Raw genomic sequence first — 24,291 nt, forward strand, 5'->3', positions numbered from 1 at the left:
CAACACGGTGCGCGCGGCCGCCGCCTGATCCCCGCGGAGGGTCCCGGACTGCATCCTTCGATGTACCGCGGGTTCGTCGGCGGCGACGACGAAACGGGCCGGTCACCACGGCAGCCTGAAAGGGTGACCGAGAGGAGCGAACCGTGATCGTCGCCTTGATCGCCGCCTGTGAGATCGGCTTCTGGGTGCTGCTGGCCGCCGGACTGGCCTGCCGGTACCTGCTGAGGATGCCGCGCACCGGGCTGGCGCTGCTGCTGTGCGAGCCGCTGCTGGAGGTTGTCCTGCTGGTGGTCACCGCACTGGACCTGAAGAACGGCGCGGAGCCGAACTGGACGCACGGGCTGGCCGCCCTCTACATCGGCTACACAGTGGGCCACGGCCACCGCACGGTGAAGTGGCTCGACGGCCACGCCGCCCACCGCCTGGCCGGCGCGCCCAGGCCGGCCGGGCCGCCGCGCTATGGCATGGCCCGCGCCCGGCACGAGACCAAGGTGTGGCTGGGCACGCTGACGGGCGCCGCGGTCGCCACCGTGCTGCTCCAGCTCGCCATCTGGTACGTCGGTGACCCCGGCCGCACCACCTCCCTGGAGGACTGGCGGTTCACGGCCTGGCGAGTGGCCGGTATCCACGGCCTGGTGGCCCTGGCCTACTGGATCTGGCCGAAGAAGGCCCCGGCGGGCGGGTCCGGGAACCGGCCCGCCGAGGTGGAGGAGAGGGCCCGCCGCTGAGGGCGGGCCCGGTTCAGCGCTCCCCGCCCGGCACCCACAGCACGTCCCCGGTCTCCTTGTTGGCGATGCGCGCCAGGATGAACAGAAGGTCGGAGAGGCGGTTGAGGTAGGTGGCGGTGAGCGGGTTCATCGTCTCGCCGTGGACCTCCATGGCGGCCCAGGTGGCGCGCTCGGCCCGCCGTACGACCGTGCACGCCTGGTGCAGCAGGGCAGCGCCCGGCGTGCCGCCCGGCAGGATGAAGGAGCGGAGCTTCTCCAGCTGGTCGTTGAAGCGGTCGCAGTCCGCCTCCAGCCGGTCGACGTAGAACTGCTCGACCCGCAGCGGCGGGTACTCGGGGTTCTCCGCCACCGGCGTCGACAGATCGGCGCCCACGTCGAACAGGTCGTTCTGCACGCGGGTGAGGACCTGGACGACCTCGTGTTCCAGACCGCCGAGCGCGATCGCCGTACCGATCACCGCGTTCGCCTCGTTGGCGTCCGCGTAGGCGGAGATCCGCAGATCGGTCTTGGCGACCCGGGACATGTCACCGAGATGGGTGGTGCCCTTGTCGCCGGTCCTCGTGTAGATACGCGTCAGGTTGACCATGCGACCAGCCTAGTTACGCTCCGGCCGTCCGGAAGACGCGTGTGCCCACTGTCACGGCGATCAGGGTGAGCGCGACGGCCACCAGCGAGCCGTACAGCATGTGCGCCGTCGCGTACGCGCCGACGTAGGCGTCCCGCACCGCGTCCACCAGGTAGCGGAACGGCATCAGGTGTGACAGGACGTCGAGCCAGCCGGGGCCGAGCGTCATCGGCAGCATGAGGCCCGACAGCAGCATGGACGGCATGGTCAGCGCGTTGACCGTCGGCCCGAAGCCCTGCGGGGTCGCGACCTTCATGGCGAGCGCGTAGGACAGCGCGGCCAGCGACACGGTCAGCAGGGCGACGAAGACGAAGCCGATCAGCACACCGGCCAGGGGGGCCCGCAGCCCCATCACCAGCGCCGCCAGGACCAGCAGCACCGCCTGGAAGACGAACACGGTGGCGTCCCGCAGGACCCGGCCCAGCAGCAGGGCGAGGCGGCTGACGGGAGTGACCCGCATCCGCTCGACCACCCCCTGCCCCTTCTCGAGAATGATCATGAAGCCGGAGAACGAGGCGCCGAACAGGCCGAGTTGCAGCAGCAGTCCGGGGACCAGCAGCTGCCAGGAGCTGCCCTGCCCGCCGAGCGGCAGATCGGTCAGCAGCGGACCGAAGAACAGCAGGTACAGCAGCGGCATCAGCACGCCGAAGAGCAGCGCGAAGCGGGACCGCAGGGACTGTCGCAGATAGCGCCCGTAGATGAGCGCGGTGTCGTGGAGCAGCACGGTCGTCGGTGTCCTATACGGCTACGGGGGCGGCGTCGGCCGGCGAGGTGTCGCGGCCGGTGATGGCGAGGAAGGTGTCCTGGAGGGAGGCGTCGGCCGAGCCGCCGTACCGCAGCTTCAGGGCGTCCGGGGTGCCCTCGGCGACGACGGCGCCGCCGTCGACGATCACCAGCCGGTCCGCGAGCGCGTCCGCCTCGTCGAGGTAGTGGGTGGTCAGGAAGACGGTGGTGCGGTGCTCGTCGCGCAGTCTGCGCACCAGTTCCCAGAGGTCGGCGCGGCTGCCGGGATCGAGGCCGGTCGTCGGTTCGTCCAGGAACAGCACCTTCGGGCGGTGGGTGAGCGCCATCGCGATGTCCAGGCGGCGCCGCTGCCCGCCCGAGAGGGTGGCGCACTTGCGGTCGAGCAGCCCGGTCAGGTCCAGGTCGGCGGCCAGCTCCTCGGCGCGCTCGGCCGCGCGGGCCCGGGTGAGCCGGTAGAGCCTCCCTTGGGTGACGAGTTCCTCCCGCACGGTGATCTGGGGATCGACGCCGCCGGACTGCGCCACGTAGCCGCAGACGCGCCGCACCGCGTCCGGTTCGGTCGCGAGGTCGTAACCGGCGACGGTGGCCGCGCCCCCGGTCGGCGCGAGCAGGGTGGTGAGCATCCGCAGGGTGGTGGTCTTGCCGGCTCCGTTGGGGCCGAGGAAGCCGAGGATCTCCCCTTCGCGGACGGTCAGGTCGATGCCGCGCACCGCGTCCACCGGGCCGCGTTTCGTCTGGAAGGTACGGGCCAGACCGGCCGTACTGATGATGGTCATGACCCCAGAAAAACAGAGGCATTGAAATTTTGCAACGCCTCCAAGTTTTGAGAGATGTCAGTGATCTTCGGGACTGCCTACGATGAGGGCATGGCAGAGGGGCTCAGGGAGCGCAAGAAGCGTGAGACCAGGCAGCGGATCTCGGACATCGCCACCGGGCTCTTCCTGGAGCACGGCTTCGTGACCGTGACGATGGCGGAGGTGGCGGAGGCCGCCGACGTGTCCGTGAACACGGTCTACAACTACTTCCCCGCCAAGGAGGACCTCTTCTTCGACCGCTCCAGCGGCGTCGTCGACCAGCTCGCCCGCTGGGTCCGCGCCCGTGACACGGGCGAGTCCGCGGCCCGGGCGGTCCTGCGCGAACTGCGCGCCGACATCGAGGCGGTGTCGCCCCGGGTCGGCCTGATGGAGGGCTACGACCGCTTCATGCGGGTGATCCACGACTCCCCGCAGCTGCGCTCCCGCCTCTGGAGCCTGCAGCAGGAGGTCCAGGACAACCTGGAGGCGGCGCTCAGGGAGGAGACGGACGCCGCGTCCGGCGATCCGCTGCCGGGGCTGGTGGCCGGTCAGATCTGCTGGATCCACAGCACGGTGTTCACCGCGATCGGCCGGGAGATGGTCAAGGGCCGCGCGCCGGCCGAGGTGTCGCGCGAGATGCTCGCGCTGGTCGACGACATCGAGGAACTGCTCGGCGACCGGGTGCTCGGTTACGCGGTGCGCGGCTGAACCGGGCCGCGTCCGGGCGGCACGGCGGGCCGGCTCGCCGCTGTGCGGGAGTGGCCCGCCGTGCCGTCGGGCGGTGCGGGTGGGGCAGGGTCGGTCAGATCCCGCAGGAGGGCGCGGACCAGTACGGGGACGGGTCGAAGGCCACGTGGGTGTGGTCGTTGTGGCCGGGGTAGCCCGGGCCCAGGATCTCGGAGAAGCCGTGGACGCGGGACTGGCGGGCCAGGGTGCAGAAGCTCGGCGAGCCGACGAGGTCGGCCGCGTCGCCGTAGAGGTGACGGCTGCTGGACGCGCCGCCGACCGCGTTGTTGCAGGCGTAGGAGCGGAAGCCGCTGGAGATGTTGATCGGCACGTCACCGAGGGCGTGCCGCATCGCCTCCAGCTTCCACATGGTCTTCAGGGCGTTCGACTTGGCGGTGGCCGCCGAGACCGCGCCGCCCGACCAGTCGGAGTTGCACTTGTTGAGCTCGGAGTAGCTGAAGTGGACGGGCGTGCAGTCGGCGTCCTGCAGCGCGTAGATCTTGCTGAAGGTCGCGGGGCCCGCGACGCCGTCGGCGGCCAGTCCGTAGGCCGCCTGGAACTTCTTGACGGCCGCCGCGGTGCGGGCGCCGTAGCTGCCGTCGTACGCGAGCCGTTCGCCCGAGGTCACCCAGCCGGCCACCCGGATCTGCAGCTGCGTCACATCGCTGCCGGAGGAACCCTGGGACAGGGTGCGGTTCCAGGTGTAGCAGGTGTCGGCCTGGGCGGTTCCCGCCGTGGCGCCGACACCCAGGACCGTGCCAGCCATGACCATGACAATGGAAAGAAGGGTGCGTGTTGCGCGTCTGAGCATTCCGGACTCCCGACATCTTCGCCGAATGGATGTGCGCGGCCGCCTGAGCGGCAGCTTCCGACAGACTGCGGCAGAGTGCTACGCGCGTCAACAACACCGGGGTGAACGCGGGGGGTTGGCGGCCGGGGGAGAGTGCGGCCGTGACCTGCTCGCGCGGGCGTTCCGGCCCTCCGCGCGGACCGGGGGAACGCGGGCGCGCCGGACCCGCCCGACGTGATGGGTGTCTCACCCCGTGAGACCGTGACACGCATTACTAACCCCTCACACGGCCTCCCGCTGCCGCTAATGTCCGCCAGTGACGTACAGAAACAGTGTGTGAGCGTGTCGAATTCAAAGGGGAGTCGCACAGTGGCTGGGAAGCTCGCCGTCATCGGGGCCGGTCTCATGGGGTCCGGAATCGCCCAGGTCTCCGCGCAAGCGGGCTGGGACGTCGTACTGCGGGACGTCACCGACGAGGCGCTCACGCGCGGTACCGACGGGATCAAGGCGTCGTACGACAAGTTCGTGAGCAAGGGCAGGCTGGAGGCGCACGACGCCGACGCCGCCCTGGCCCGGATCACCGCGACCACCGACCTGGACGCCTGCGCGGACGCCGACGTCGTCGTCGAGGCCGTGTTCGAGAAGCTCGAGGTCAAGCACGAGATCTTCCGGGCCCTCGACAAGATCGTGCGGGAGGACGCCGTCCTCGCCTCCAACACCTCCGCCATCCCGATCACCAAGATCGCGGCCGTGACGGAGCACCCGGAGCGGGTCGTCGGCGCCCACTTCTTCTCCCCGGTCCCGATGATGCAGCTGTGCGAACTGGTCCGCGGCTACAAGACCAGCGACGAAACCCTCGCCAGGACCCGCGAGTTCGCCGAGTCGGTCGGCAAGACCTGCATCGTCGTCAACCGCGACGTCGCCGGCTTCGTCACCACCCGCCTCATCGCCGCCCTCGTCGTCGAGGCCGCCAAGCTCTACGAGTCGGGCGTGGCGAGCGCCGAGGACATCGACCTCGCCTGCAAGCTGGGCTTCGGCCACGCCATGGGACCGCTGGCCACCGCCGACCTCACCGGCGTCGACATCCTGCTGCACGCCACCGACAACATCTACACCGAGTCCCAGGACGAGAAGTTCGCCGCTCCCGAGCTGATGCGCCGGATGGTTGACGCCGGTGACATCGGCCGCAAGAGCGGGCAGGGCTTCTACGGGCACTGACACCGCGCACCCACCCCGGCGTGCATCACACGCCGGGGTGAATTCGGTATCGGTTCGCTTACAGGTAGCAACCTCCGCCGCCGCCACGCAGTCAGAGGTTGCATTACCGGCCATCAGAAAACGCGGAGCACGAGACGCATCAAGGGGAGTGCATATGTACATCAGGGGCGACCAAGCCGAACTGGTCGTCGGGGGCCGCCTCGACGTCCGCAGCGCGGCGGACGCCCGTACGGTCCTGCACTCGGCGGTCGACGACGGAGTCGGCGACCTGGTGCTGGACCTGTCCGACCTGGACTCCTGGGACGCCACCGGACTCGGTGTGATCATGGGGGCCCACCGGCGGGCCGGCCGCTGCGGCCGGCGCCTGGTGCTGCGCGACGTGCCGCCGCAGATGCAGCGCCTGTTGGTGGCCACCCGGCTGCACCGGATCCTGGCCATCGAGGGAGGCATCGGGGTGGACACACTGCCCCGCGTATGAGGTCGTACAGGTGTACCGGTGACGAACGGCGGTACCCGGACCGGCCTCGGCGAACCGTGCGACGCGCGCACAATCCTCACGAGACCGTGATGTCTCGGACCGCGCGGTACCCCGGACTGTCGTAGATACTGGGCGAAGGTTTAGGGTTCGGCTGCCCGCTGCCTTGCAACCCCTGAGCGGGCCCGGACCAGAAGCGACAGCGCGGTGTGCAGCAAGGCCGGGAGGGGCTTCAGGCACACGACGCTTTTGGGGGGCTAGGACCTATGGACCCGAACAACCCGGGACCCGAGGAGTACGGCCGGGAAGGTGACGGTCCAGCGCCGCGCCCGCGTCCTCCCAGGGAATCCCTCACTTCCGACTTCGGACAGCACGCGCCCGCGCTCGCCCGCACCGTGCAGCTCGTCTCCGGCGACTTCCTGCTGACCGTCAACCCCGTCGACGGCAGCGAGATCGAGCCCTGCCCGCCCGCCGAACGGCCGGCCCGCCCCGTGAAGCTGACCGAGGCCGAGCGCGCCGAGGCGGAGCGCGCCGCCAGGCCGCCCGTCCCGCCCGGCCCCGCGCAGCCCGTGCTGCCGTTGCTGGCCCGTCAGGACGAGCGCGAGAAGCTGGTCCGGCTGCTCGCCCGCGGCCGCTCCGTACGCCTCACCGGCCCCGCCGGCTCCGGCCGCACCCGGCTCCTCGACACCGTCGCCGAGGACTGCGCGGACCTCGCCCCCGACGGCGTCGTCCGGCTGAACGGCCTCCGCCGCTCCGCCGACGACCTGCTGCACGACCTCTTCTACGCCGTCCACGACGCGCCCCTGCACCGCCCGGACCGGGACGAACTCGTCGGCCACGTCCGGGAGATCGGCGCCGTCGTCGTCCTCGACGACCTGGAGTTCGGCGGCGCCGCCCTGGACGGGCTGCTGGACGCCACCCCCGAGTGCGCCTTCCTGCTCGGCGCCACCCCCGACGTGCCCGAGCCGTCCGCCGACGCCGGCGTCGAGGAGGTCGTCCTCGAGGGTCTCGACCGTGCGGCCGGACTCGACCTGCTGGAGCGCGCCGTCGGCCGCGCCCTCACCGAGGACGAGTCGAACTGGGCCGGCGACCTCTGGTTCGAGTCCGAGGGCCTGCCGCTGCGCTTCGTCCAGGCCGGCGCCCTGCTGCGGCAGCGCGACCGGCTCCGGGCCGGCGCGGACGCCGTCGACGAGTTCGGCGTCTTCGAGGACGTATGGCCCTCCGACACGCCCCAGGACGCGGTGGAGGCCGACGAGGTCCCGCTGCCCTCGCTCGGCGAGGCCGCCGCGCCCGCCCCGCTGCTCGCCTCCCGGCTCAGCGCCTCCGCCCGCGCCACCCTGCGGTTCGCCGTCGCGCTCGGCGGTGAGGTGCCCCACCAGGCGCACCTGCCCGCCCTGGTGGGCGACACCCACGCCGACGCCGCCCTCGGCGAACTGGCCGTCTGCGGACTGGTCTCCCCGGTCGGCTCCCGCTACCGGCTCGCCGCCGGGGTGCCCGCCCAGCTGGAGGCCGCCGGCTACGCCGACGACGCCGAGGAGCAGGCCCGCGCCGCGGCCGAGCACTACGCCTGGTGGGCCGGGCACCCCTCGGTCACCCCGGAGCGGGTGTGCGCCGAGGCGGACGCGGTGCTCGCCGCCCTCACCGTGCTGTCGCCGCTCGCCCCGGACGCCGCCGAGGACGAGCAGGGCACCGCCGTCCGGCTGGCCCGCGCCGCCGCGCCCGCGTTCGCCTCGGGCCTGTACTGGGGCGCCTGGGAGCGGGCGCTGCGGGCCGGCGCGGAGGCCGCCCGGCTCGCCGGGGACGTGCCGGAGCAGGCCTACTTCCACCACGAGCTCGGCATCCACGCGCTGTGCGCCGGACAGCTCGACCGGTCGCGCGCCGAACTGGAGGCGTCCATCGCGCTGCGCGGCGCCCTCGCCGACAAGCGCGGCACCGTCGCGGGCCGCCGTGCGCTGGCCCTCGTCGCCGACCGCTCCGGCGTCCCGCTGGCGCTGATGCCGACCGCGGGGGAGGAGGTGCCCGAGGCCCAGTACGAGGAGTCGGCCCCGCCGCCCCGCGGGGCGCCGACGGCCTTCCCCGAGCTCCAGCCGCCCTCCGAGACCGGCCTGGTCGTCCACCGCACGGTGCCGTCCCCGGTCGCGCCGCCGGCGAAGGCGGGCGGTGGGCTGAAGGGCCTGGCCCGGCGCAATCTGGTGGCGGCCGGCGCCGGCGCGCTGCTCGTCGCCGTCCTTGGCACGGTGGTCACGCTCGGCGCCACGTCGGAGAACGACGCCGGCACCCCGTCCGAGAACGTCGGCGTCAACCCGTCCGCCAGCCAGGGCGTCGACGACGGCAGCCTCGGCGCCGACCCGGCGGCCGGTGACGACACCGGCGACACCGGCGAGGCCACCAGCCGGCCGACCGACCCGGGCCCGGACGGCACACCGGGCACCGCGGACGACCCGACCCCGACGCCCACCTCCTCGGGCGGGGCGTCGGACGGGCCGGGCGGGCCGACGGAACCGGACGACCCGACCGAGTCGCCGTCCAAGTCGCCTTCGAAGTCGCCGACCTCGAAGCCCACGACACCCAAGCCGCCCACGTCTTCCGGCACCACCACGCCGGAGCCGACCGAGACCGAGACCACGCCGGAGCCGACCGAGACGGAGACCACGCCGCCGGAGGAACCGTCCACCACCGACACCGCGAGCGGCCCCGCCTCGTCCGCTCCGGTGGAGACGAGCGCGAGCGCCCCGCAGGGCGGCGACACCGGCCCGTCCGGCGGTCCGGAGCAGGTGATCTGATCCCGTAGGCACGCGGAAGGGCCGGGTTCCCGACGGAACCCGGCCCTTCCGTATGCCGTGGGTCAGAACAGGCGCAGCTTGTCGTCCTCGATGCCGCGCATCGCGTCGTAGTCGAGGACCTGGCAGCCGATGCCCCGGTCCGTCGCCAGGACCCGTGCCTGCGGCTTGATCTCCTGCGCGGCGAACACGCCCCGCACCGGCGCCAGATGGGGATCGCGGTTCAGCAGCTCCAGATAGCGCGTGAGCTGCTCGACGCCGTCGATCTCGCCGCGCCGCTTGATCTCCACCGCGACGGTCCGCCCCTCGGCGTCCCGGCACAGGATGTCGACCGGTCCGATCGCCGTCATGTACTCGCGGCGGACGAGGGTGTAGCCCTCGCCCAGGATCTCGATGCGATCGGCGAGCAGTTCCTGGAGGTGCGCTTCCACGCCGTCCTTGATCAGGCCGGGGTCGACGCCCAGTTCGTGCGAGGAGTCGTGGAGGACTTCCTCCATCGTGATGATGAGCTTCTCGCCCGCCTTGTTGACGACGGTCCAGACGCCCTCCTCCTCGCCGGCGCCCTCCTTCAGTGTGCAGGGGGGCGACATCCAGTTCAGGGGCTTGTAGGCCCGGTCGTCGGCGTGGATCGAGACGCTGCCGTCCGCCTTGACCAGGATCAGACGGGGTGCCGACGGCAGGTGCGCGGTGAGCCGCCCGGCGTAGTCCACGGAGCAGCGGGCAATGACGAGACGCATGGTCGGCAACGCTACTCGACCGGCCGGGGTCGGCGCGATCCGCCCTCTCACCCGCCCCGGGCGACCCACGGGACGCGTCCTGAATCTCCTGGAAAACGCGTGTTCGGCGATGGCCGATTACCGGCCCACAGGAAGTTCCGCATCCACGCATTCTCCTGGTGCCGTCACCGTCCGGTGCTTACGGTATTGAACGGGAGGTCGCGAACTGTGTACGCAGCGTGTCCGATGTCGCGCACTCCCCTATCTGTCAGGCAACCCCTGTTCTTCGGGGGTGCGAGAGGAGAACCCATGTCGCTCGACGTCTCACCGGCCCTACTCGAACAGGCCGAGCGAGGCGAGGTCGACGAAGCTGAATTCGTCGACTGCGTCCGGACCTCCCTGCCCTTCGCATGGGAGATGATCAGCTCCCTGGTGGCCCAGCTGAAGGTGGACGGCGGACCCTTCGCCGACAACCAGACGCCCCCGCCGGACGAGCAGGCACGCGGTCAGCTGCTGCGTGCGCTCGCGAGTGACGCGATACGCGGTGCGCTGCAACGGCACTTCGGTGTACGGCTGGCCTTCCAGAACTGCCACCGGGTGGCCGTGTTCCCGCTTGACTCCTCGGTCGACGAGAAGCTGGCCCGCTTCACCTCGGTGCGCAGTCAGGTGCTCAACCAGTCGGCGGAGCTCCGCGACTGCTGACGCGCTCCCTCGTTGCTTGCCGCTCCGTACGCGGGAGGTGCAGTCTGTACAGGGGCGGCAAGCCTCCGTGGAAACCGCCGGCTCAGGCCAGCCGGGGCAGCACCTCGGCCCCGAGCCGGCGTACGTTCTCCTCCGTCGCCGCCAGATCGCCGGAACCCTCGACGAGCAGGGCGAAGCGGGAGATGCCGGTGCGCTCGCTGGTCGCGGCGAGCCGGTCGGCGCACAGCCGCGGGGTGCCCACCGGGTGCAGCCCGCAGAGCAGTTCGGTGTACGCCAGCGGGTCGCGCATCCGCCGCTCCCGGCCGTCGACCGTGACATGGGCCTCCAGCCCCTGCCTCAGCCAGCCGGGCATCGCCTTCAGCAGCGTCTCCGCCGCGTCCGTGCGCCGGTCCGCGATCTGGCAGACACCGGCCGAGACATGGCCCGCGCCGTGGATCTCCCGCGCCGGCCGCCCGCAGGCGCGCGCGTGGCTCCGCCACAGGGCGACCATCTCGGCCTTCTCCTCGTCCCCGATGTGCATCCCGAGCAGCATCGGCAGTCCGCGCTCGGCGGCCAGCCGCACGCTCGCCGGGGAGGTGCAGGCGACCACGACCTCGGGGCCCTCCGCCTCGTCCAGGTCCTCCGACGGGCGCGGGACGACGGGCACCTCACGGAAGCGGAACCGCTCGCCGTCGGCCGCGACGGACGGCTCGCGCAGCCAGCGCACCAGCAGATCGAGTGATTCCGGGAACCCGCTCTCGTACGCCTCCAGTCCGGCCCCGAACACCTCCAGGTCGACCCACGGCCCGCCGCGCCCGAGGCCCAGCGAGAACCGGCCGCCGCTCGTGAGGTGCAGCAGCGCGGCCTGTTCGCCGAGGGCCACGGGGTGGACGGTGGGCAGCACGCTGACCGCCGTGCCGACCCGCAGCCGGCGGGTGCGGCCGAGCAGCAGCGCGGCCAGGGTGACGGCCGACGGGCAGGTGCCGTAGGGCACGAAGTGGTGTTCGGCCAGCCAGACCGTGTCGAGCCCGGCCTCCTCGGCGACCTCGGCCGAGCGGACCGCGCGGTGCAGCGCCTCCCCCTCGCCCTGCCCGGGGAACTGGGCGGCCAACACGAAACTTCCAACGCGCATCACTTTTCCTGCTTCCTTGGCTCCGACGCGGAGCTCCCCCGCAGGGAATAACCGTCTGACACGTGCCGAGGACACGGCCGGGCGGGGGACTTTGCGGATTGTCTGCAGAATCGGCCGCTCGGAAGGGGGGAGCCGCATCACCGCGGAGGGGACTTGTGGCGGATTGGTGCCGTACGTGTACCCCTGCTCGCGCCGCGTAGGCTGGGAAGCGGCCCCAGCATCCTGTATAGCCCGGTGAGGTGTCCTGTGTCCCCGCGTCGCAACCGACCCAACGGAACCGGTTCGTCCGGCCCGAGCGCCGAGGACGACCGTTCCGGCCGCTACGGCGGCTGGCAGTCCACGGAGAGCTGGCGGGGCGAGGAGTGGAGCGTGCGTCACGTGGCGGGCGCCAGCGCCCACGGCAAGGCCTACCGCTGCCCCGGCTGCGACCAGTTGATCCCGGACGGTGTGCCGCACGTGGTGGCCTGGCCCGAGCACGCGGGCGTCGACGACCGCCGGCACTGGCACAAGGCGTGCTGGAACGCCAAGGACCGCCGCACCACGCGGGTGCAGCGGTCCCGGAACGCGCCGAGGTTCTGATACGCCGTTACACGTCCCGCTTCTCCAGCAGGGCGAAGGCGCCGGCGAGCGCGGCCGCCGCGGCGACCAGCATGATCCACAGCGGGTCCCAGCCGGACGGGCCGGACTCCGTCAGGGAGTTGGCGTAGAAGATGCTCATCTGGTTCGGGATGGAGTACTCGAACAGCGCCTGCTGCACGTCCTGCAGCGAGGACGAGAACATGAACAGCGCGATCACCAGCGGGGCGAGCACGGCACCGATCATGAGGGTGATGGCGCCCGCCGAGTGCCGGATGATCGACCCGATCGCCAGCGACAGCGTGCCGAGCAGCGCGACGTAGAGCGAGACGCCGACGGTGCCCTTCAGCCACTCCTCGCCGGACGGCGCCGTGGCGTTGTGGCTCTCCAGCAGCGCCACGTGCAGGAAGCCGACCAGCGTGGCGCAGACCAGGGTGACCACGAAGGCGATCAGGAAGAACACCAGGGCCTTCGCCGTGAGCACGCGGGCGCGCGACGGGCAGGCGACCATCGTGGTGCGGATCATGCCGGTGCCGTACTCCGAGGCGGTCGTCAGCACGCCCAGCGTGATGATGCACATCGCGCCGAGCAGCAGTCCGAAGAAGCCGAGGGCCAGCGGGCTCTCGCCGCCCAGGTCGGGGTCGGAGCTCGACACCACCAGGCCGGTCAGCGTGCCGATGCCGAGGACCAGCAGCGCGAACACGCCCAGCGTCCACACCGTCGAGCGCACGGACTTGATCTTCGTCCATTCGGAGACGAGCGCGTGCCCGAGGTGGGTGCGCACCACCGGGATCGGCGAGGTGTAACCGGGCTGCGGGGCGCCGGCGGACGCCTGCCAGTCGGGTGCGGCGGTCTGCGGCATCGGGGGCGGGGGCGTGCTCATCGGGCGTCCTCGGGCTTGGTCGGGGCCGCGGCGGGAGCGGCCGGGGGCGCGGCGGGCGGGACCGCCGGGGCCTGCGGCGCCTGGGGCGCCTGCGGGGCGTGCTGCGCGTACGGGTTGGGCGCGGGGGCGCCCGGGGCCGCTCCGGGGGCGCCCGGAGCGCCGTACGGGCCCGCGGGGGCCTGGACCGGCGCGCCCTGCGGCGCGGCGAACGGCTGACCGCCCTGCTGGGGCGGCGGCGGCGCGTACCAGCCGGGCTGGCCCTGTCCCGGCACCGGCATCGGCGGCTGCGCGCCCGGCGGCAGCGGCTGCTGGAGCCCCTGCCGCTGGTCGGTCGTCGACCGGTAGTCGACGGCGCCCTGCGTCATCCGCATGTACGCCTCCTCCAGCGAGGCCTGGTGCGGCGAGAGCTCCCACAGCCGTACGTCGGCGGCGTGGGCGACGTCGCTGATGCGCGGCAGCGGCAGTCCCGTCACCCGCAGCGCGCCGTCCTGCTCGGGCAGCACATGGCCGCCGGCCTCGGTGATCGCGGCCGACAGCTTCTCGCGGTGCTGCGGCTCGGTGTCGGGGGTGCGCACCCGGGCGAAGTCGGCGGAGTTGGCGGAGATGAACTCCGTCACGCTCATGTCGGCGAGCAGCTGTCCGCGACCGATGACGATGAGGTGGTCGGCGGTCAGCGCCATCTCGCTCATCAGGTGGGAGGAGACGAAGACCGTGCGGCCCTCGGCGGCCAGCGCCTTCATCAGGTTGCGCACCCAGAGGATGCCCTCGGGGTCGAGGCCGTTGACCGGCTCGTCGAACAGCAGCACCTGGGGGTCGCCGAGCAGCGCGGCGGCGATGCCGAGGCGCTGGCCCATGCCGAGGGAGAAGCCCTTGGACCGTCTGCGCGCCACGTCGTGCAGGCCGACCACGCCCAGCACCTCGTCCACGCGGCGGGCCGGGATGCCCGACAGCTGGGCCAGGCTCAGCAGGTGGTTGCGGGCGGACCGGCCGCCGTGCACCGCCTTGGCGTCCAGCAGCGCGCCGACCTGACGGGCGGCGTTGGGCAGCCTCCGGTAGGGGTAGCCGCCGATCGTCACCTGTCCCGCGGTGGGGTTGTCGAGGCCGAGGATCATCCGCATCGTCGTCGACTTGCCCGAGCCGTTCGGACCCAGGAACCCGGTGACGGCGCCGGGCCGTACCTGGAAGGAAAGGTTGTACACAGCGGTCTTGTCGCCGTACCGCTTGGTCAGGCCGACTGCCTCGATCATGCTCCGCACCCATCAAAAGGTTCAGGACAGCGGGGCACACGCCCCCGTAAGGGTTAGGAGGATATCGAGGCGCTGACGGTTCCGCTCAAGCGGAGGTAAAAACCGCTGCCGCGCGGCCGCTCACTGCGCGTCCCGCCTCCTCAGCAGTACGTAGCCCCCGGCGACCGCGGCGAGCACCCACAGCGCCATGATGCCCAGGCCGCCCCAGGGCCCGTACGGGGTGTCGTCGTCCAGGGGCGGCACCACCTGCATGATCTTGCTGCCCGCCTGGTCGGGCAGGAACCGGCCGACCTTCTTGGTGACGTCGACGTTGCCGAGGATGTTGGAGATCAGGAAGAAGAACGGCATCAGGATACCCAGCGACAGCATGGGGGAGCGCAGCATCGCCGCGACGCCCATCGAGAACAGCGCGATCAGCGTCATGTAGAGGCCGCCGCCGATCACCGCCCGCAGCACCCCGTCGTCCCCGAGGGACGCCCGGTGCTCGCCGAGCATCGCCTGGCCCAGGAAGAACGCGGCGAAACTGGTGGCCATCGCGACCACGAGGGCGAGCGCCGTGGCCACCGCCAGCTTGCTGAACAGGAACGTGCCGCGCCGCGGGACCGCGGCGAGCGAGGCGCGGATCATGCCGGTGCTGTACTCGTTCGACACCACCAGCACCCCGAACACGATCATCGCCAGCTGTCCGAGGCTCATCCCGGCGAAGCTGATGAAGGTCGGGTCGAAGGAGAGCCGGTCCCGGGCGCTCATGGTGTCGAACTCGTTCTTCGACAGCGCCGAGATCAGCATGCCGAGCGCGATGGTGACGACCACCGCCAGGGAGAGCGTCCACACCGTGGACGCCACCGACCGGATCTTGGTCCACTCCGACCGGACGACCTGTGCTGCCGCCATGCTCAGCCCCTCTCCCAGTCGGCGCCCCACCGCTGCGGGGGCTCGGGCGTGCCGGCGCCGGTGTGCGCGTGGTACTCCACCGACTCCGCGGTCAACCGCATGAACGCCTCCTCCAGGGACGCCTGCTGCGGGCTCAGCTCGTGCAGCACCAGCTGGTGCCGGGAGGCCAGCTCCCCGATGTACTCGGCCTTGGAGCCGTCCACCTCCAGCGCCCCGTCTTCGTCCTCCACGGCGGTGATCCCGGACTGGTGCAGCACGTCCAGCAGCCGCTCGCGCTGCGGGGTGCGGACCCGGACGTAGGAGCGGGAGTTGTGCTCGATGAACTCGGCCATCGAGGTGTCGGCGAGCAGCCGGCCCTGGCCGATCACCACGAGGTGGTCGGCGGTCAGCGCCATCTCGCTCATCAGGTGGGAGGAGACGAAGACCGTACGGCCCTGGGCGGCGAGGGACTTCATCAGGGTGCGGATCCAGTGGATGCCCTCGGGGTCGAGGCCGTTGACCGGCTCGTCGAACATCAGGATCCGCGGGTCGCCCAGCAGCGCGGCCGCGATGCCGAGCCGCTGCCCCATGCCGAGCGAGAACCCCTTGGCCTTCTTCCGCGCCACCGCTGTCAGCCCGACCGTGTCCAGTACCTCGCGCACCCGCCGGTCCGGGATGCCGTTGCTCTGCGCGAGGCACAGCAGATGGTTGTAGGCGCTGCGGCCGGGGTGCACGCCCTTGGCCTCCAGCAGGGCGCCGATGTACGTCAGCGGGTCCGTCAGCCGGTCGTAGTGCGTGCCGTCGATCCGCACGTCCCCGGCGGTCGGGTGGTCGAGGCCCAGGATCATCCGCATGGTGGTCGACTTGCCGGCGCCGTTCGGGCCGAGGAAGCCCGTGACGATGCCCGGTCTGACGGTGAAGGTCAGATCGTCGACCGCCACCTTCTCGCCGTACCGCTTGGTCAGCCCCTCGAGCTCGATCATGCGGCCACGCTAGAACGGGACGAAGCCCTCTGCCACCGCAGTGGCAGAGGGCTTCGCGAGGTGCGGTCGCCGGGCGGCCGGGGTGTTACCGGGACTGCTGGGCCGGAACCCCGCGGGAGATCGGCTCGTCGTCCGTGGCGGGAGCGCCGGTGGCGGCCACCGCGGCACCCGTGAGCGTCGCCAGCATCTCGCGGACGTTGGTGAGCTGGGCGTTGATCGAGTCGCGGCGGTTGGTCAGCGCCGCGAGCTCGCGCTCCGATTCCGAACGGATCCGGTCGGCCTTGGCGTTGGCGTCGGCCACGATGTCCTCCGCCTGACGCTGGGCCGTCTCCACCGTCTGGCGGGCACGGCGCTCGGCGTCGGTGCGCAGCTTCTCGGCCTCCAGGCGCAGCTGCTCCGCGCGGTGCTCGATCTCCGCGAGGCGCTTCTCGGCCTTCTGCTGACGCGACGCGAGGTCGCGCTCGGACTGCTCGCGGCGCTTGGCGAGGTTCGTCTCGAAGTCGGCGGCGGCCTGCGCGGCCTTGGCGCGGGTCTCCTCGAAGAGGGCGTCCGCCTCCTCCCGCTTGGACTGCGCGTCCTTCTGCGCGTCGGAGCGTAGCTGGGACGCCTCGCCCTGAGCCTTCTCGACGATCCGGACGCCCTCGTCCTCGGCCTTCGCCTTGCGCTCGGCCGCGTACGACTCGGCGTCGTTGCGCACCTGCTGGGCGGCCGACTCGGCGAGCTCGCGGTGCTGCTCCGCCGCGCGACGGGCCTCCTCGCGCAGGTCCTTCGCCTCCTCCTCGGCGAGGCGGAGGATCTTCTCCACGCGCGCGCCGAGACCCGCGTACGACGGCTCGGCGTCGTTGACCTGGGCCTGGGCGTTCTGCGTCTCGAGGTGAAGCTCCTCGATGCGCTTTTCCAGAGCGGTGATGCGGGCGAGAGCGCTGTCACGGTCGGAGACGAGCTTGGAGATCCGTTCGTCCACCTGAGCGCGGTCGTACCCACGCCGCACAAGCTCGAAGCCGTAGGGGGAAGTGTCGCTCATGGGGTTCCTGTCGAAAGAGACCGGTGAGGTGATAGGTGGAATCCTAGGGGCCGAAGCGCTGTGTCATCGAGCGGATGCACGTTTGATACGGAGAATGACACCTCTTTTGAGTGGCTCGCCGACGGAAGGCTTGCCAAAGCCTTGGGCAAAGCCCTCCGCCGACAGGTGATTTGGTCCGCTTTGCTAGCTATCGGATGACTTGCCGCCGGTGCGGGGCGCACCGGCCGCGGCACCCGCCTTGACCCCGTTGTCCTTGGCGCCTCCGGGAGCCTCGAAGGACTCCAGCGCCTCCAGCACGTCCTGCACCCGGGAGATCTCGGTGTTGATGTCCTCCCGGCGCCGCACCAGCACCTCGAGCTCCCGCTTCCCCTCCTCGACCGTGCGCCGCGCCTCGCGGACCGCCTCGGCCTTCAGCTCCTCGGCCTCCTTCACCAGCGAGGCCTTCTTCTGCTCCGCCTCCTTGAGCAGGCCCTCGGCCTTCTTCACGGCGGCGATGCGCACCTTGCCCGCCTCGGAGTTGGCCTCGGACACGATCTCCTTGGCCTTCGCCTCCGCCTTGGCCAGCTGCTCCTCGGCGGCCTTGATGAGCGCGTCGCACCGGTCGCCCGTCGACTTCATCGTCTCCGCCGCCTCACGGCGGGCCCGCTCGTGCAGCTCCTCGATCTCACCGGTGATGCGGTCGCGCAGCTCCTCCGCGCGCTCCCGGATCTGCGTCGCGTCCCGGCGTGCGCCGACCAGCAGCTCGTCCGCGTCCGTACGGGCCTTCTCCACCCGCGAGTTGCCCTCGACGGTCGCCTGGGAGACCAGCCGGTCCGCCTCGGTGCGGGCCGCGCCGACCATCGAGTCCGCCTGCGCCTCGGCGTCCGCCGTCGTCTTCTGCGCCTGCTGCTGCGCCTCGGTGAGCAGCTTGTCCGCCTCGGCGGTGGTCTCCGTGATGAGCGTGTCCACCTGCTCGGCCGCCTCGGAGCGCCGCTTGTTGGCGTCCTTGCGGGCCTCGTCCAGCGTCCGCTCCGCCTCCTCGCGCGCCGCCGACACCATCCGCTCGGCGTCCGACTCCGCGCCGGCCCTGACCCGCTCGGCCTCCTGACGGACCCGCTCCGCGTGCTGCTGCGCCGAGCCGACCGTCTCCGCGGCCTCGGCGCGCAGCCGCTCCGCGTCCCCGGTGGCGTCCGCGATCAGCTTCTCCGCCTTGGCGACCGACTCCGCGCGCACCCGTTCGGCCTCGGCGACCGTCCCGGTGCGCAGCCGGTCGGTCTCCGCCAGGGTCTCGTCGGTGAGCCGCTCGGCCTCGCTGCGGGCCTCGGTGATGAGCGTGTCCGCCTGCGTCGCCGCGTCCGAGCGGATCCGGTTGGCGTCCTCCCGGGCGTCCGCCCGGGTGCGCGACGCCGCCTGCTCGGCCTCCGCGATCGCGTCCGACGCCTCCGTGCGCACCCGCTGGGCGTGGTCGGACACCTCCGCGCGGATCCGTTCGGCCTCCGTGATGGCCTCGGACACCGTCCGCTCGGCCAGCGTCTTCGCGGCCTCCGTCTCGTCCCGCGCCTCGCGCCGCAGCCGGCCCGCGTCCTCGGACGCCCGCTCCCGCTCCGCGTAGGCGTCGGTGCGGACCCGGTCGGCCTCCTCCTCGGCCTCGCGGCGGGTCCGGTCCGCCGAGTGCTCGGCGGCGGAACGCAGCCCGGCGATCTCCTCCTGCGCCTGCTCGTGCAGCCCCGCGACGGAGTCCCGCACCTGCTGGGCGTGCTGCTCGGCCGCCGACACCATCTCGGTGGCGCGCCGGTCCGCCTCCTCGACCAGGCGTACGGCCTCGGCCTGCGCCTCCTCCACCCGCGTGCGGGCCGAGGCCAGCAGCTCCTCGCTCTGCTCCCGCGCCCGCTCGCGCTCCTGGCCGGCCTCCTGCCGCGCCGCGCCGAGGAGTTCCTCGGCCTCGCGGCGCCGCCGGGCGGCCTCCTCCTGGGCGGCGGCCAGCGTCTCCGACGCCTCGGCGCCGATCCGCTCGGCGGCGGCCTGCGCCTCCGCGCGCATCCGGTCGGCGCTGTCCTGCGCCTCCGACTTCAGCCGCTCCGCCTCGGCGGCGGCCTCCGAACGCAGCCGTACGGCGACGGACTCGCCCTCCGCGCGGGACGCCGAGGCGTCCGCGGCGGCCTCGTCGCGCAGCCGTTCGGCCTCCGCCTCCGCCTGCTGCTGGAGCGCACGGATCCGCTCGGCGGCCTCCGCGCGCAGCCGCTCGGCCTCCTCGGACGCCTCCCGGCGGATCCGGGCGGCCTCCTCACGCGCGTCGCTCAGCGCCTGTTCGGCGGCGGCGAGCCGCTCCTCGGCCTCGGTGTGCAGCCGGGTCAGTTCGCCCGCGGCCTCCGTGCGGCGGGCCTCCACGGCCCGCTCGGTCTCCTCGCGCAGCTCGCGCGCGGCCCGTTCGGCGTCCTCCTTGAGCGCGTCGGCCTGCTCGACGACGTCCGCGCGGTGCCGCTCGGCCTCCTTGCGGGTGCGCTCCAGCGTCTCCTCGGCCTGCCGGCGCAGCGTCGTGGCGCGCTCGATGGCCTCGGTGCGCACCTTCTCGCTGTCCGTCTGCGCGTTCGACCGCAGCTCGTCGGCGTCCGCCTTCGCCTTGGCGAGCAGTTCCTCGGCGGACCTCGCCGCCTCCTCGATCTGCGCCACGGCCTCCTTGCGGGCCTCCGCGCGGATCTTCTCGCCCTCGGCGACCGCGTCGGCGCGCAGCTGCTCGGCCTCGCCGCGCAGCCGGCGGGCCTCCTCCTGCAGCTCGACCGTCTTGGCGCGGTACTCCTTGGTGTCGTCCTTCGCCGCGCCCTTGAGCTGCTCGGAGATGTCGTGCGCCTCGGCGCGCAGCCGGTCCGCCTCGGTCTCGGCCTCCCGGCGGATCCGCTCGGCCTCCTCGGCCGCCGCCTTGGTGGTCCGCTTGGCCTCCTCGGACGCCTTGTTGAGCACGTCCTCGGCGGTCTTGGCCGCCTTGGAGAGCTGGGTGGCGGACTCCTCGGCGGTGAGCGTGCGGGCCTTCTCGGCGGCCTCGGCGACGATCTTCTCGGCCTCCGCGCGGGCGTCCGCGACCAGCTGCTCGGCGTCCGCCTTGGTGGACTCGGCCTCCTTGGTCGCCTCGCTGACCAGCCGCGCCACCTGTTCCTTGGCGGTGCGCGTACGGGTCTCGTTGGCGGACTCGGCGGAGGAGAGCGCCTTCGCGGCGGACTCCTTCGCCTCGGCGAGCACCTTCTCCGCCTCGGCGCGGGCCTCGCGCAGCGCGGTGTCCGCCTCGGACAGCCGCTGCTCGGCGGCCCTGCCGAGCTCCTGCGCCTGACGGCGCGCGGAGTCCGACTCGCTCGCCGTGGACGTGCGCAGCTGCTCGGCGTGGTCGGTGGCCTCCTGGGCCTGGGTGGACGCGGCGTTCAGCAGGCGCTCGGCGTCCGTGCGGGCCCGGCGCAGGATCTGCTCGGCCTCCGCGCGGGCCGACTCGGCCTCGCTCTGCAGCCGCTGCCGGGCCTCGGAGGTCAGCCGCTCCGCCTCCGCGCGGGCGGCGGCCAGCGCCTGCTCGGTCTCCGCGCGGGACTCCTCCAGGAGCCGGCGGGCCTGCTGCTCGGTGCGGGCGCGCAACTGCTCCGCCCACGACACGTTCTCGTTGACGTGCGCCTCGACGGTCTGCCGGCGCTCCGCCAGCTCCTGGTCGAGCTGCTGGCGCCGGGTCACCGCCTCCTGGTGCAGCTCCGCCTGGAGCCGGGCCGCCTGCTCCGCGTGCTCCTGGAGGATCCGCTGGGTCTGCGCCCGCGCCTGGCTCAGCTCCCGCTCGGCGTCCGCGCGGAGCTGGTCGGCCTGCAGCTGGGCGTTCCGCAGCAACTGCTCGGCCTGGTAGCCGAGGTCACCGCCGTCGTACGCGGGCCGGGACATGATGGTGCGCCGCGCCTCGTGCAGCTTCGCGCGCAGCACCTCGACCTGGTAGCCGAGGTCCTCGGCGTGCTGGATCGCCTTTTCCCGCTCCGTCCTCAGCCGCTTCATCTCGGCTTCGAACCGAGAGAGGTGGTCGACGTCAGCCGCCGGCTCTCGCTCCTGGCTCTCGTAGCCCCGCACTGCGCGGTCCCATCCGTCCCCTGGTCGCAAGTCTGGCCGAGCCCCGTCCATCCGCCGAACGGGGCCCCCGGGGAATGGTGTCAGATCAACGGCGGAACGTGGGCTGCTGCCCTGCCCCAGCCCCCCGAAACCCGGACCCCGGCGATCCCGCCGCCGAAAACGGCGGGACCCGGTCACCACGCATCGAGCGGCGACCAGGCCCAACCCTACCGGCCCTTATGTACGTCGGTCAGTGCTCCGATGACTCAACAGCCGCCGAAGTGACCAGTTCTGTCAGTACGCCATGGCAGTCCTTGGGGTGCAGGAAGGTGATTCGTGACCCCATGGAGCCGCGCCGGGGCTCTTCGTACAGAACGCGTACGCCCTTGTCCTTGATGCCGGCGGCCTCCGCGTCCACATCCGCCGTACCGAAAGCGATGTGGTGGACCCCCTCGCCGTTCTTCGCCAGCCACTTGGCGACGGTGGAGTCCTCGCGGGTCGGCTCCAGAAGCTGCAGGTAGGAGGCGCCCCCGTCGGAGGTGTCGTTGATCTTGAGCATGGCCTCGCGCACGCCCTGCTCCTCGTTGACCTCGGAGTGGAACACCTCGAAGCCGTAGGTGGCCCGGTAGAACTCCACGGTCCTGTCCAGGTCGAAGCAGGCGATCCCGATGTGGTCGATTCGCGTCAGCATGGTTTCAGTGCAGCGCGGCCGCGGTGGTTACGCAACGTGCGCGCGATCACACCGAAAGGCCGATGACGTGGTCCACCGCACGTCAGTACATTCGAAGTAAACCCTCGTTCACTCCTCGGCTGTGCAGCCGGAAGGGGATCGCAGCTCATGTCTTCCGCAACTTCCGCATCATCCGCAACGAACGGCACCACCTCCGTCATCGTCGCGGGCGCCCGCACCCCCATGGGGCGGCTGCTCGGCTCGCTGAAGTCCTTCTCCGGGGCCGACCTCGGCGGCTTCGCGATCAAGGCCGCCCTCGACCGTGCGGGGATCGGCGGCGACCAGGTCCAGTACGTGATCATGGGCCAGGTGCTCCAGGCCGGCGCGGGCCAGATCCCGGCCCGCCAGGCCGCCGTCAAGGCCGGCATCCCGATGAACGTCCCGGCGCTCACCATCAACAAGGTGTGCCTCTCCGGCCTCGACGCGATCGCGCTGGCCGACCAGCTGATCCGGGCCGGCGAGTTCGACGTGGTCGTGGCCGGCGGCCAGGAGTCCATGACCAACGCCCCGCACCTGCTCCCGAAGTCCCGCGAGGGCTACAAGTACGGCGCGGTGCAGATGCTCGACGCCATGGCGCACGACGGGCTGACCGACTCCTTCGAGAACATCGCCATGGGCGAGTCCACGGAGAAGCACAACACCCGCCTCGGCATCGCCCGCCCCGAGCAGGACGAGATCGCCGCGCTGTCCCACCAGCGCGCCGCCGCCGCCCAGAAGAACGGCATCTACGAGGCCGAGATCACCCCGGTCGAGATCCCGCAGCGCAAGGGCGACCCGGTCCTCTTCAGCAAGGACGAGGGCATCCGCGGCGACACCACCACCGAGTCCCTCGGCAAGCTGCGCCCGGCGTTCTCGAAGGACGGCACGATCACCGCGGGCACCTCCTCGCAGATCTCGGACGGCGCGGCGGCCGTGGTCGTGATGAGCAAGGCCAAGGCGCAGGAGCTGGGCCTGGACTGGATCGCCGAGATCGGCGCCCACGGCAACGTGGCCGGTCCCGACAACTCCCTCCAGTCGCAGCCGTCCAACGCGATCCGGCACGCGCTGAAGAAGGAGGGCCTGGAGGTCTCCGACCTCGACCTCATCGAGATCAACGAGGCCTTCGCGGCGGTCGCCGTGCAGTCAATGAAGGATCTCGGCGTTTCCACCGAAAAGGTGAACGTCAACGGCGGCGCCATCGCCCTGGGTCACCCGATCGGGATGTCCGGAGCCCGGCTGGTGCTGCACCTGGCGCTGGAGCTGAAGCGGCGTGGCGGCGGCGTCGGCGCGGCGGCGCTGTGCGGCGGCGGCGGCCAGGGCGACGCGCTGATCGTGCGGGTGCCCAGGGCCTGAGCCGGGCCTTCTCCGCAGGTGTGCGGTGCCTTCTGTCGTGAAGTCTCGTGAACTCTCGTGAACGGAGCTGTGATGCAGGACGTCTCCTCGCTGGTCGCCCAGGCCAGGGAAGGCAGGCCGCGGGCCGTGGCCCGGCTGATCTCCCTGGTGGAGGGGGCGTCCCCGCAGCTGAGGGAGGTCATGGCGGCCCTGGCGCCGCTCACCGGCAACGCGTACGTGGTGGGCCTCACCGGCTCTCCGGGCGTCGGCAAGTCCACGTCGACCTCGGCCCTGGTGACGGCGTACCGCAAGCAGGGCAGGCGGGTCGGCGTCCTGGCCGTCGACCCGTCGTCCCCCTTCTCGGGCGGCGCCCTGCTGGGTGACCGCGTCCGCATGTCGGAGCACGCCTCCGACCCGGGCGTCTACATCCGCTCCATGGCCACGCGGGGCCATCTGGGCGGCCTCGCCTGGGCCGCGCCGCAGGCCATCCGCGTCCTGGACGCGGCGGGCTGCGACGTGATCCTGGTCGAGACGGTGGGCGTGGGCCAGTCGGAGGTGGAGATCGCCTCCCAGGCCGACACCTCCGTGGTCCTGCTGGCCCCCGGCATGGGCGACGGCATCCAGGCGGCGAAGGCCGGAATCCTGGAGATCGGCGACGTCTACGTCGTCAACAAGGCCGACCGCGACGGCGCCGACGCCACCGCCCGCGAGCTGAACCACATGCTGGGCCTCGGCGAGTCCCGCGCCCCCGGCGACTGGCGGCCCCCGATCGTCAAGACGGTCGCCGCCCGCGCGGAGGGCGTCGACGAGGTCGTCGAGGCGCTGGAGAAGCACCGCGCGTGGATGGAGGAGCACGGCGTCCTGACGGCCCGCCGCCTGTCCCGCGCCTCCCGCGAGGTCGAGACCATCGCGGTGACGGCCCTGCGCGAACGCATCGGCGACCTCCACGGCGACCGCCGCCTGGACGCACTGGCCGAACGCATCATCGCCGGCGACCTGGACCCGTACCGCGCCGCGGACGAACTGGTGAAGGGCCTGACCTCGACAAACCCGTCGGGCGTGCATTAGCCCGCCGGTCACCAGGCAGCCCGTTCGGCGTCAATCAGCCCGTCCGGCGATTGAGGACAAGGCCCGTCCAGGGCCGGAGGGGGCCCGGGGCGCAGCCCCGGGGACGGGACGGGAAGGGGCGGCGGGGGCGAAAACCCCCCACC

General features: G+C 72.1%; 22 protein-coding genes. 9 read left to right on the forward strand and 13 right to left on the reverse strand.

The genetic code is table 11. From position 1 onward, the window contains the following. The first annotated feature begins 143 nt into the window (after positions 1 to 143). A complete protein-coding gene (locus tag CNQ36_RS24595) occupies positions 144 to 728 on the forward strand; it encodes a hypothetical protein (protein WP_121547554.1) in 585 nt (194 codons plus the stop codon). 13 nt (positions 729 to 741) lie between these two features. Here the strand turns inward: CNQ36_RS24595 and CNQ36_RS24600 are convergent, their stop codons facing one another. The 3 genes from CNQ36_RS24600 to CNQ36_RS24610 are packed head-to-tail and all read right to left on the reverse strand — an operon-like array spanning position 742 to position 2,873. Continuing rightward, positions 742 to 1,314, reverse strand: coding sequence for a cob(I)yrinic acid a,c-diamide adenosyltransferase (locus CNQ36_RS24600; protein WP_121547555.1), 573 nt, complete (start codon positions 1,312 to 1,314; stop codon positions 742 to 744). 13 nt (positions 1,315 to 1,327) lie between these two features. Next, the gene (locus CNQ36_RS24605; RefSeq protein WP_121547556.1) at positions 1,328 to 2,077 is read right to left on the reverse strand and encodes an ABC transporter permease; all 750 of its coding nucleotides are present in this window, start codon (positions 2,075 to 2,077) and stop codon (positions 1,328 to 1,330) included. A 13-nt stretch (positions 2,078 to 2,090) separates the two neighbouring features. Then, complete coding sequence (locus tag CNQ36_RS24610; protein WP_004925460.1) at positions 2,091 to 2,873, reverse strand: ABC transporter ATP-binding protein; 783 nt, start codon at positions 2,871 to 2,873, stop codon at positions 2,091 to 2,093. 90 nt (positions 2,874 to 2,963) lie between these two features. Between CNQ36_RS24610 and CNQ36_RS24615 the strand changes: the two genes are divergently transcribed. Then, positions 2,964 to 3,599 carry a TetR/AcrR family transcriptional regulator gene (locus CNQ36_RS24615; protein ID WP_121547557.1) on the forward strand — a complete coding sequence of 212 codons (636 nt, stop codon included), beginning with the start codon at positions 2,964 to 2,966 and terminating at the stop codon, positions 3,597 to 3,599. A gap of 94 nt (positions 3,600 to 3,693) precedes the next feature. Here the strand turns inward: CNQ36_RS24615 and CNQ36_RS24620 are convergent, their stop codons facing one another. Beyond that, entirely contained in the window at positions 3,694 to 4,428 is a 735-nt protein-coding gene (locus tag CNQ36_RS24620) for a D-Ala-D-Ala carboxypeptidase family metallohydrolase (protein ID WP_121547558.1), read from the reverse strand. 348 nt (positions 4,429 to 4,776) lie between these two features. On the opposite strand from CNQ36_RS24620, the gene CNQ36_RS24625 reads away from it, so the two are divergent. The 3 genes from CNQ36_RS24625 (at position 4,777) to CNQ36_RS24635 (ending at position 8,883) form a co-directional block, all read left to right on the forward strand. Next, positions 4,777 to 5,625: a 3-hydroxyacyl-CoA dehydrogenase family protein gene (locus CNQ36_RS24625; RefSeq protein WP_004925452.1), complete on the forward strand. Its 849-nt coding sequence runs from the start codon at positions 4,777 to 4,779 to the stop codon at positions 5,623 to 5,625. A gap of 154 nt (positions 5,626 to 5,779) precedes the next feature. Further along, complete coding sequence (locus CNQ36_RS24630) at positions 5,780 to 6,103, forward strand: STAS domain-containing protein (RefSeq protein ID WP_004925450.1); 324 nt, start codon at positions 5,780 to 5,782, stop codon at positions 6,101 to 6,103. 263 nt (positions 6,104 to 6,366) lie between these two features. Next, on the forward strand, positions 6,367 to 8,883 hold the full coding sequence (locus CNQ36_RS24635; RefSeq protein WP_121547559.1) for an ATP-binding protein: 2,517 nt from the start codon (positions 6,367 to 6,369) through the stop codon (positions 8,881 to 8,883). A 62-nt stretch (positions 8,884 to 8,945) separates the two neighbouring features. On the opposite strand, the gene nucS is transcribed toward CNQ36_RS24635, so the two are convergent. Continuing rightward, the gene (gene nucS, locus CNQ36_RS24640) at positions 8,946 to 9,617 is read right to left on the reverse strand and encodes an endonuclease NucS (protein ID WP_040906110.1); all 672 of its coding nucleotides are present in this window, start codon (positions 9,615 to 9,617) and stop codon (positions 8,946 to 8,948) included. 288 nt (positions 9,618 to 9,905) lie between these two features. Between nucS and CNQ36_RS24645 the strand changes: the two genes are divergently transcribed. Next, positions 9,906 to 10,298 carry an SCO5389 family protein gene (locus CNQ36_RS24645; protein WP_004925443.1) on the forward strand — a complete coding sequence of 131 codons (393 nt, stop codon included), beginning with the start codon at positions 9,906 to 9,908 and terminating at the stop codon, positions 10,296 to 10,298. 82 nt (positions 10,299 to 10,380) lie between these two features. Here CNQ36_RS24645 and CNQ36_RS24650 read toward each other — a convergent pair whose 3' ends face one another. Continuing rightward, positions 10,381 to 11,409 (reverse strand): LLM class flavin-dependent oxidoreductase, encoded by a 1,029-nt coding sequence (locus tag CNQ36_RS24650; protein WP_121547560.1) that lies wholly within the window; start codon positions 11,407 to 11,409, stop codon positions 10,381 to 10,383. Positions 11,410 to 11,655: 246 nt separating this feature from the next. Between CNQ36_RS24650 and CNQ36_RS24655 the strand changes: the two genes are divergently transcribed. Continuing rightward, positions 11,656 to 11,988, forward strand: a complete 333-nt coding sequence (locus CNQ36_RS24655) for an ATP/GTP-binding protein (protein ID WP_121547561.1) — start codon at positions 11,656 to 11,658, stop codon at positions 11,986 to 11,988. Positions 11,989 to 11,995: 7 nt separating this feature from the next. Here the strand turns inward: CNQ36_RS24655 and CNQ36_RS24660 are convergent, their stop codons facing one another. The 7 genes from CNQ36_RS24660 to mce all read right to left on the reverse strand — a co-directional run bounded on the left by CNQ36_RS24660 (position 11,996) and on the right by mce (position 21,730). Next, positions 11,996 to 12,868 carry an ABC transporter permease subunit gene (locus CNQ36_RS24660; protein WP_121547562.1) on the reverse strand — a complete coding sequence of 291 codons (873 nt, stop codon included), beginning with the start codon at positions 12,866 to 12,868 and terminating at the stop codon, positions 11,996 to 11,998. Then, the gene (locus tag CNQ36_RS24665; RefSeq protein ID WP_121547563.1) at positions 12,865 to 14,115 is read right to left on the reverse strand and encodes an ABC transporter ATP-binding protein; all 1,251 of its coding nucleotides are present in this window, start codon (positions 14,113 to 14,115) and stop codon (positions 12,865 to 12,867) included. Before CNQ36_RS24665 ends, CNQ36_RS24660 begins: the two co-directional genes overlap by 4 nt. A 120-nt stretch (positions 14,116 to 14,235) precedes the next feature. Then, entirely contained in the window at positions 14,236 to 15,009 is a 774-nt protein-coding gene (locus CNQ36_RS24670; protein WP_004925434.1) for an ABC transporter permease, read from the reverse strand. A 2-nt stretch (positions 15,010 to 15,011) separates the two neighbouring features. Further along, positions 15,012 to 15,971, reverse strand: a complete 960-nt coding sequence (locus CNQ36_RS24675) for an ABC transporter ATP-binding protein (RefSeq protein WP_121547564.1) — start codon at positions 15,969 to 15,971, stop codon at positions 15,012 to 15,014. An 85-nt stretch (positions 15,972 to 16,056) separates the two neighbouring features. Continuing rightward, positions 16,057 to 16,995 (reverse strand): coiled-coil domain-containing protein, encoded by a 939-nt coding sequence (locus CNQ36_RS24680; RefSeq protein ID WP_004925430.1) that lies wholly within the window; start codon positions 16,993 to 16,995, stop codon positions 16,057 to 16,059. Positions 16,996 to 17,178: 183 nt separating this feature from the next. After that, on the reverse strand, positions 17,179 to 21,060 hold the full coding sequence (gene scy, locus CNQ36_RS24685) for a polarized growth protein Scy (protein ID WP_121547565.1): 3,882 nt from the start codon (positions 21,058 to 21,060) through the stop codon (positions 17,179 to 17,181). A 229-nt stretch (positions 21,061 to 21,289) separates the two neighbouring features. After that, entirely contained in the window at positions 21,290 to 21,730 is a 441-nt protein-coding gene (mce, locus tag CNQ36_RS24690) for a methylmalonyl-CoA epimerase (protein ID WP_004925424.1), read from the reverse strand. Between the two features lie 147 nt (positions 21,731 to 21,877). Here mce and CNQ36_RS24695 point away from each other — a divergent pair, with 147 nt between their 5' ends. Then, the gene (locus tag CNQ36_RS24695) at positions 21,878 to 23,101 is read left to right on the forward strand and encodes an acetyl-CoA C-acetyltransferase (protein WP_121547566.1); all 1,224 of its coding nucleotides are present in this window, start codon (positions 21,878 to 21,880) and stop codon (positions 23,099 to 23,101) included. A 72-nt stretch (positions 23,102 to 23,173) separates the two neighbouring features. Next, complete coding sequence (gene meaB, locus CNQ36_RS24700; protein ID WP_004925419.1) at positions 23,174 to 24,148, forward strand: methylmalonyl Co-A mutase-associated GTPase MeaB; 975 nt, start codon at positions 23,174 to 23,176, stop codon at positions 24,146 to 24,148. Positions 24,149 to 24,291: the final 143 nt, after the last annotated feature.

The sequence above is a fragment of the Streptomyces fungicidicus genome (genome assembly GCF_003665435.1).
GTDB classification, from domain to species: Bacteria; Actinomycetota; Actinomycetes; order Streptomycetales; family Streptomycetaceae; genus Streptomyces; species Streptomyces fungicidicus.

Bases quoted from the DNA above. Each gene is read 5' to 3' on its own strand.
- CNQ36_RS24660 (WP_121547562.1), bottom strand. From the start codon at position 12,868: ATGAGCACGCCCCCGCCCCCGATGCCGCAGACCGCCGCACCCGACTGG.
- CNQ36_RS24615 (WP_121547557.1), top strand. From the start codon at position 2,964: ATGGCAGAGGGGCTCAGGGAGCGCAAGAAGCGTGAGACCAGGCAGCGG.
- mce (WP_004925424.1), bottom strand. From the start codon at position 21,730: ATGCTGACGCGAATCGACCACATCGGGATCGCCTGCTTCGACCTGGAC.
- CNQ36_RS24620 (WP_121547558.1), bottom strand. From the start codon at position 4,428: ATGCTCAGACGCGCAACACGCACCCTTCTTTCCATTGTCATGGTCATG.
- meaB (WP_004925419.1), top strand. From the start codon at position 23,174: ATGCAGGACGTCTCCTCGCTGGTCGCCCAGGCCAGGGAAGGCAGGCCG.
- CNQ36_RS24610 (WP_004925460.1), bottom strand. From the start codon at position 2,873: ATGACCATCATCAGTACGGCCGGTCTGGCCCGTACCTTCCAGACGAAA.
- CNQ36_RS24635 (WP_121547559.1), top strand. From the start codon at position 6,367: ATGGACCCGAACAACCCGGGACCCGAGGAGTACGGCCGGGAAGGTGAC.
- CNQ36_RS24670 (WP_004925434.1), bottom strand. From the start codon at position 15,009: ATGGCGGCAGCACAGGTCGTCCGGTCGGAGTGGACCAAGATCCGGTCG.
- CNQ36_RS24680 (WP_004925430.1), bottom strand. From the start codon at position 16,995: ATGAGCGACACTTCCCCCTACGGCTTCGAGCTTGTGCGGCGTGGGTAC.
- CNQ36_RS24645 (WP_004925443.1), top strand. From the start codon at position 9,906: ATGTCGCTCGACGTCTCACCGGCCCTACTCGAACAGGCCGAGCGAGGC.
- CNQ36_RS24630 (WP_004925450.1), top strand. From the start codon at position 5,780: ATGTACATCAGGGGCGACCAAGCCGAACTGGTCGTCGGGGGCCGCCTC.
- CNQ36_RS24665 (WP_121547563.1), bottom strand. From the start codon at position 14,115: ATGATCGAGGCAGTCGGCCTGACCAAGCGGTACGGCGACAAGACCGCT.
- CNQ36_RS24675 (WP_121547564.1), bottom strand. From the start codon at position 15,971: ATGATCGAGCTCGAGGGGCTGACCAAGCGGTACGGCGAGAAGGTGGCG.
- CNQ36_RS24695 (WP_121547566.1), top strand. From the start codon at position 21,878: ATGTCTTCCGCAACTTCCGCATCATCCGCAACGAACGGCACCACCTCC.
- CNQ36_RS24600 (WP_121547555.1), bottom strand. From the start codon at position 1,314: ATGGTCAACCTGACGCGTATCTACACGAGGACCGGCGACAAGGGCACC.
- nucS (WP_040906110.1), bottom strand. From the start codon at position 9,617: ATGCGTCTCGTCATTGCCCGCTGCTCCGTGGACTACGCCGGGCGGCTC.
- CNQ36_RS24650 (WP_121547560.1), bottom strand. From the start codon at position 11,409: ATGCGCGTTGGAAGTTTCGTGTTGGCCGCCCAGTTCCCCGGGCAGGGC.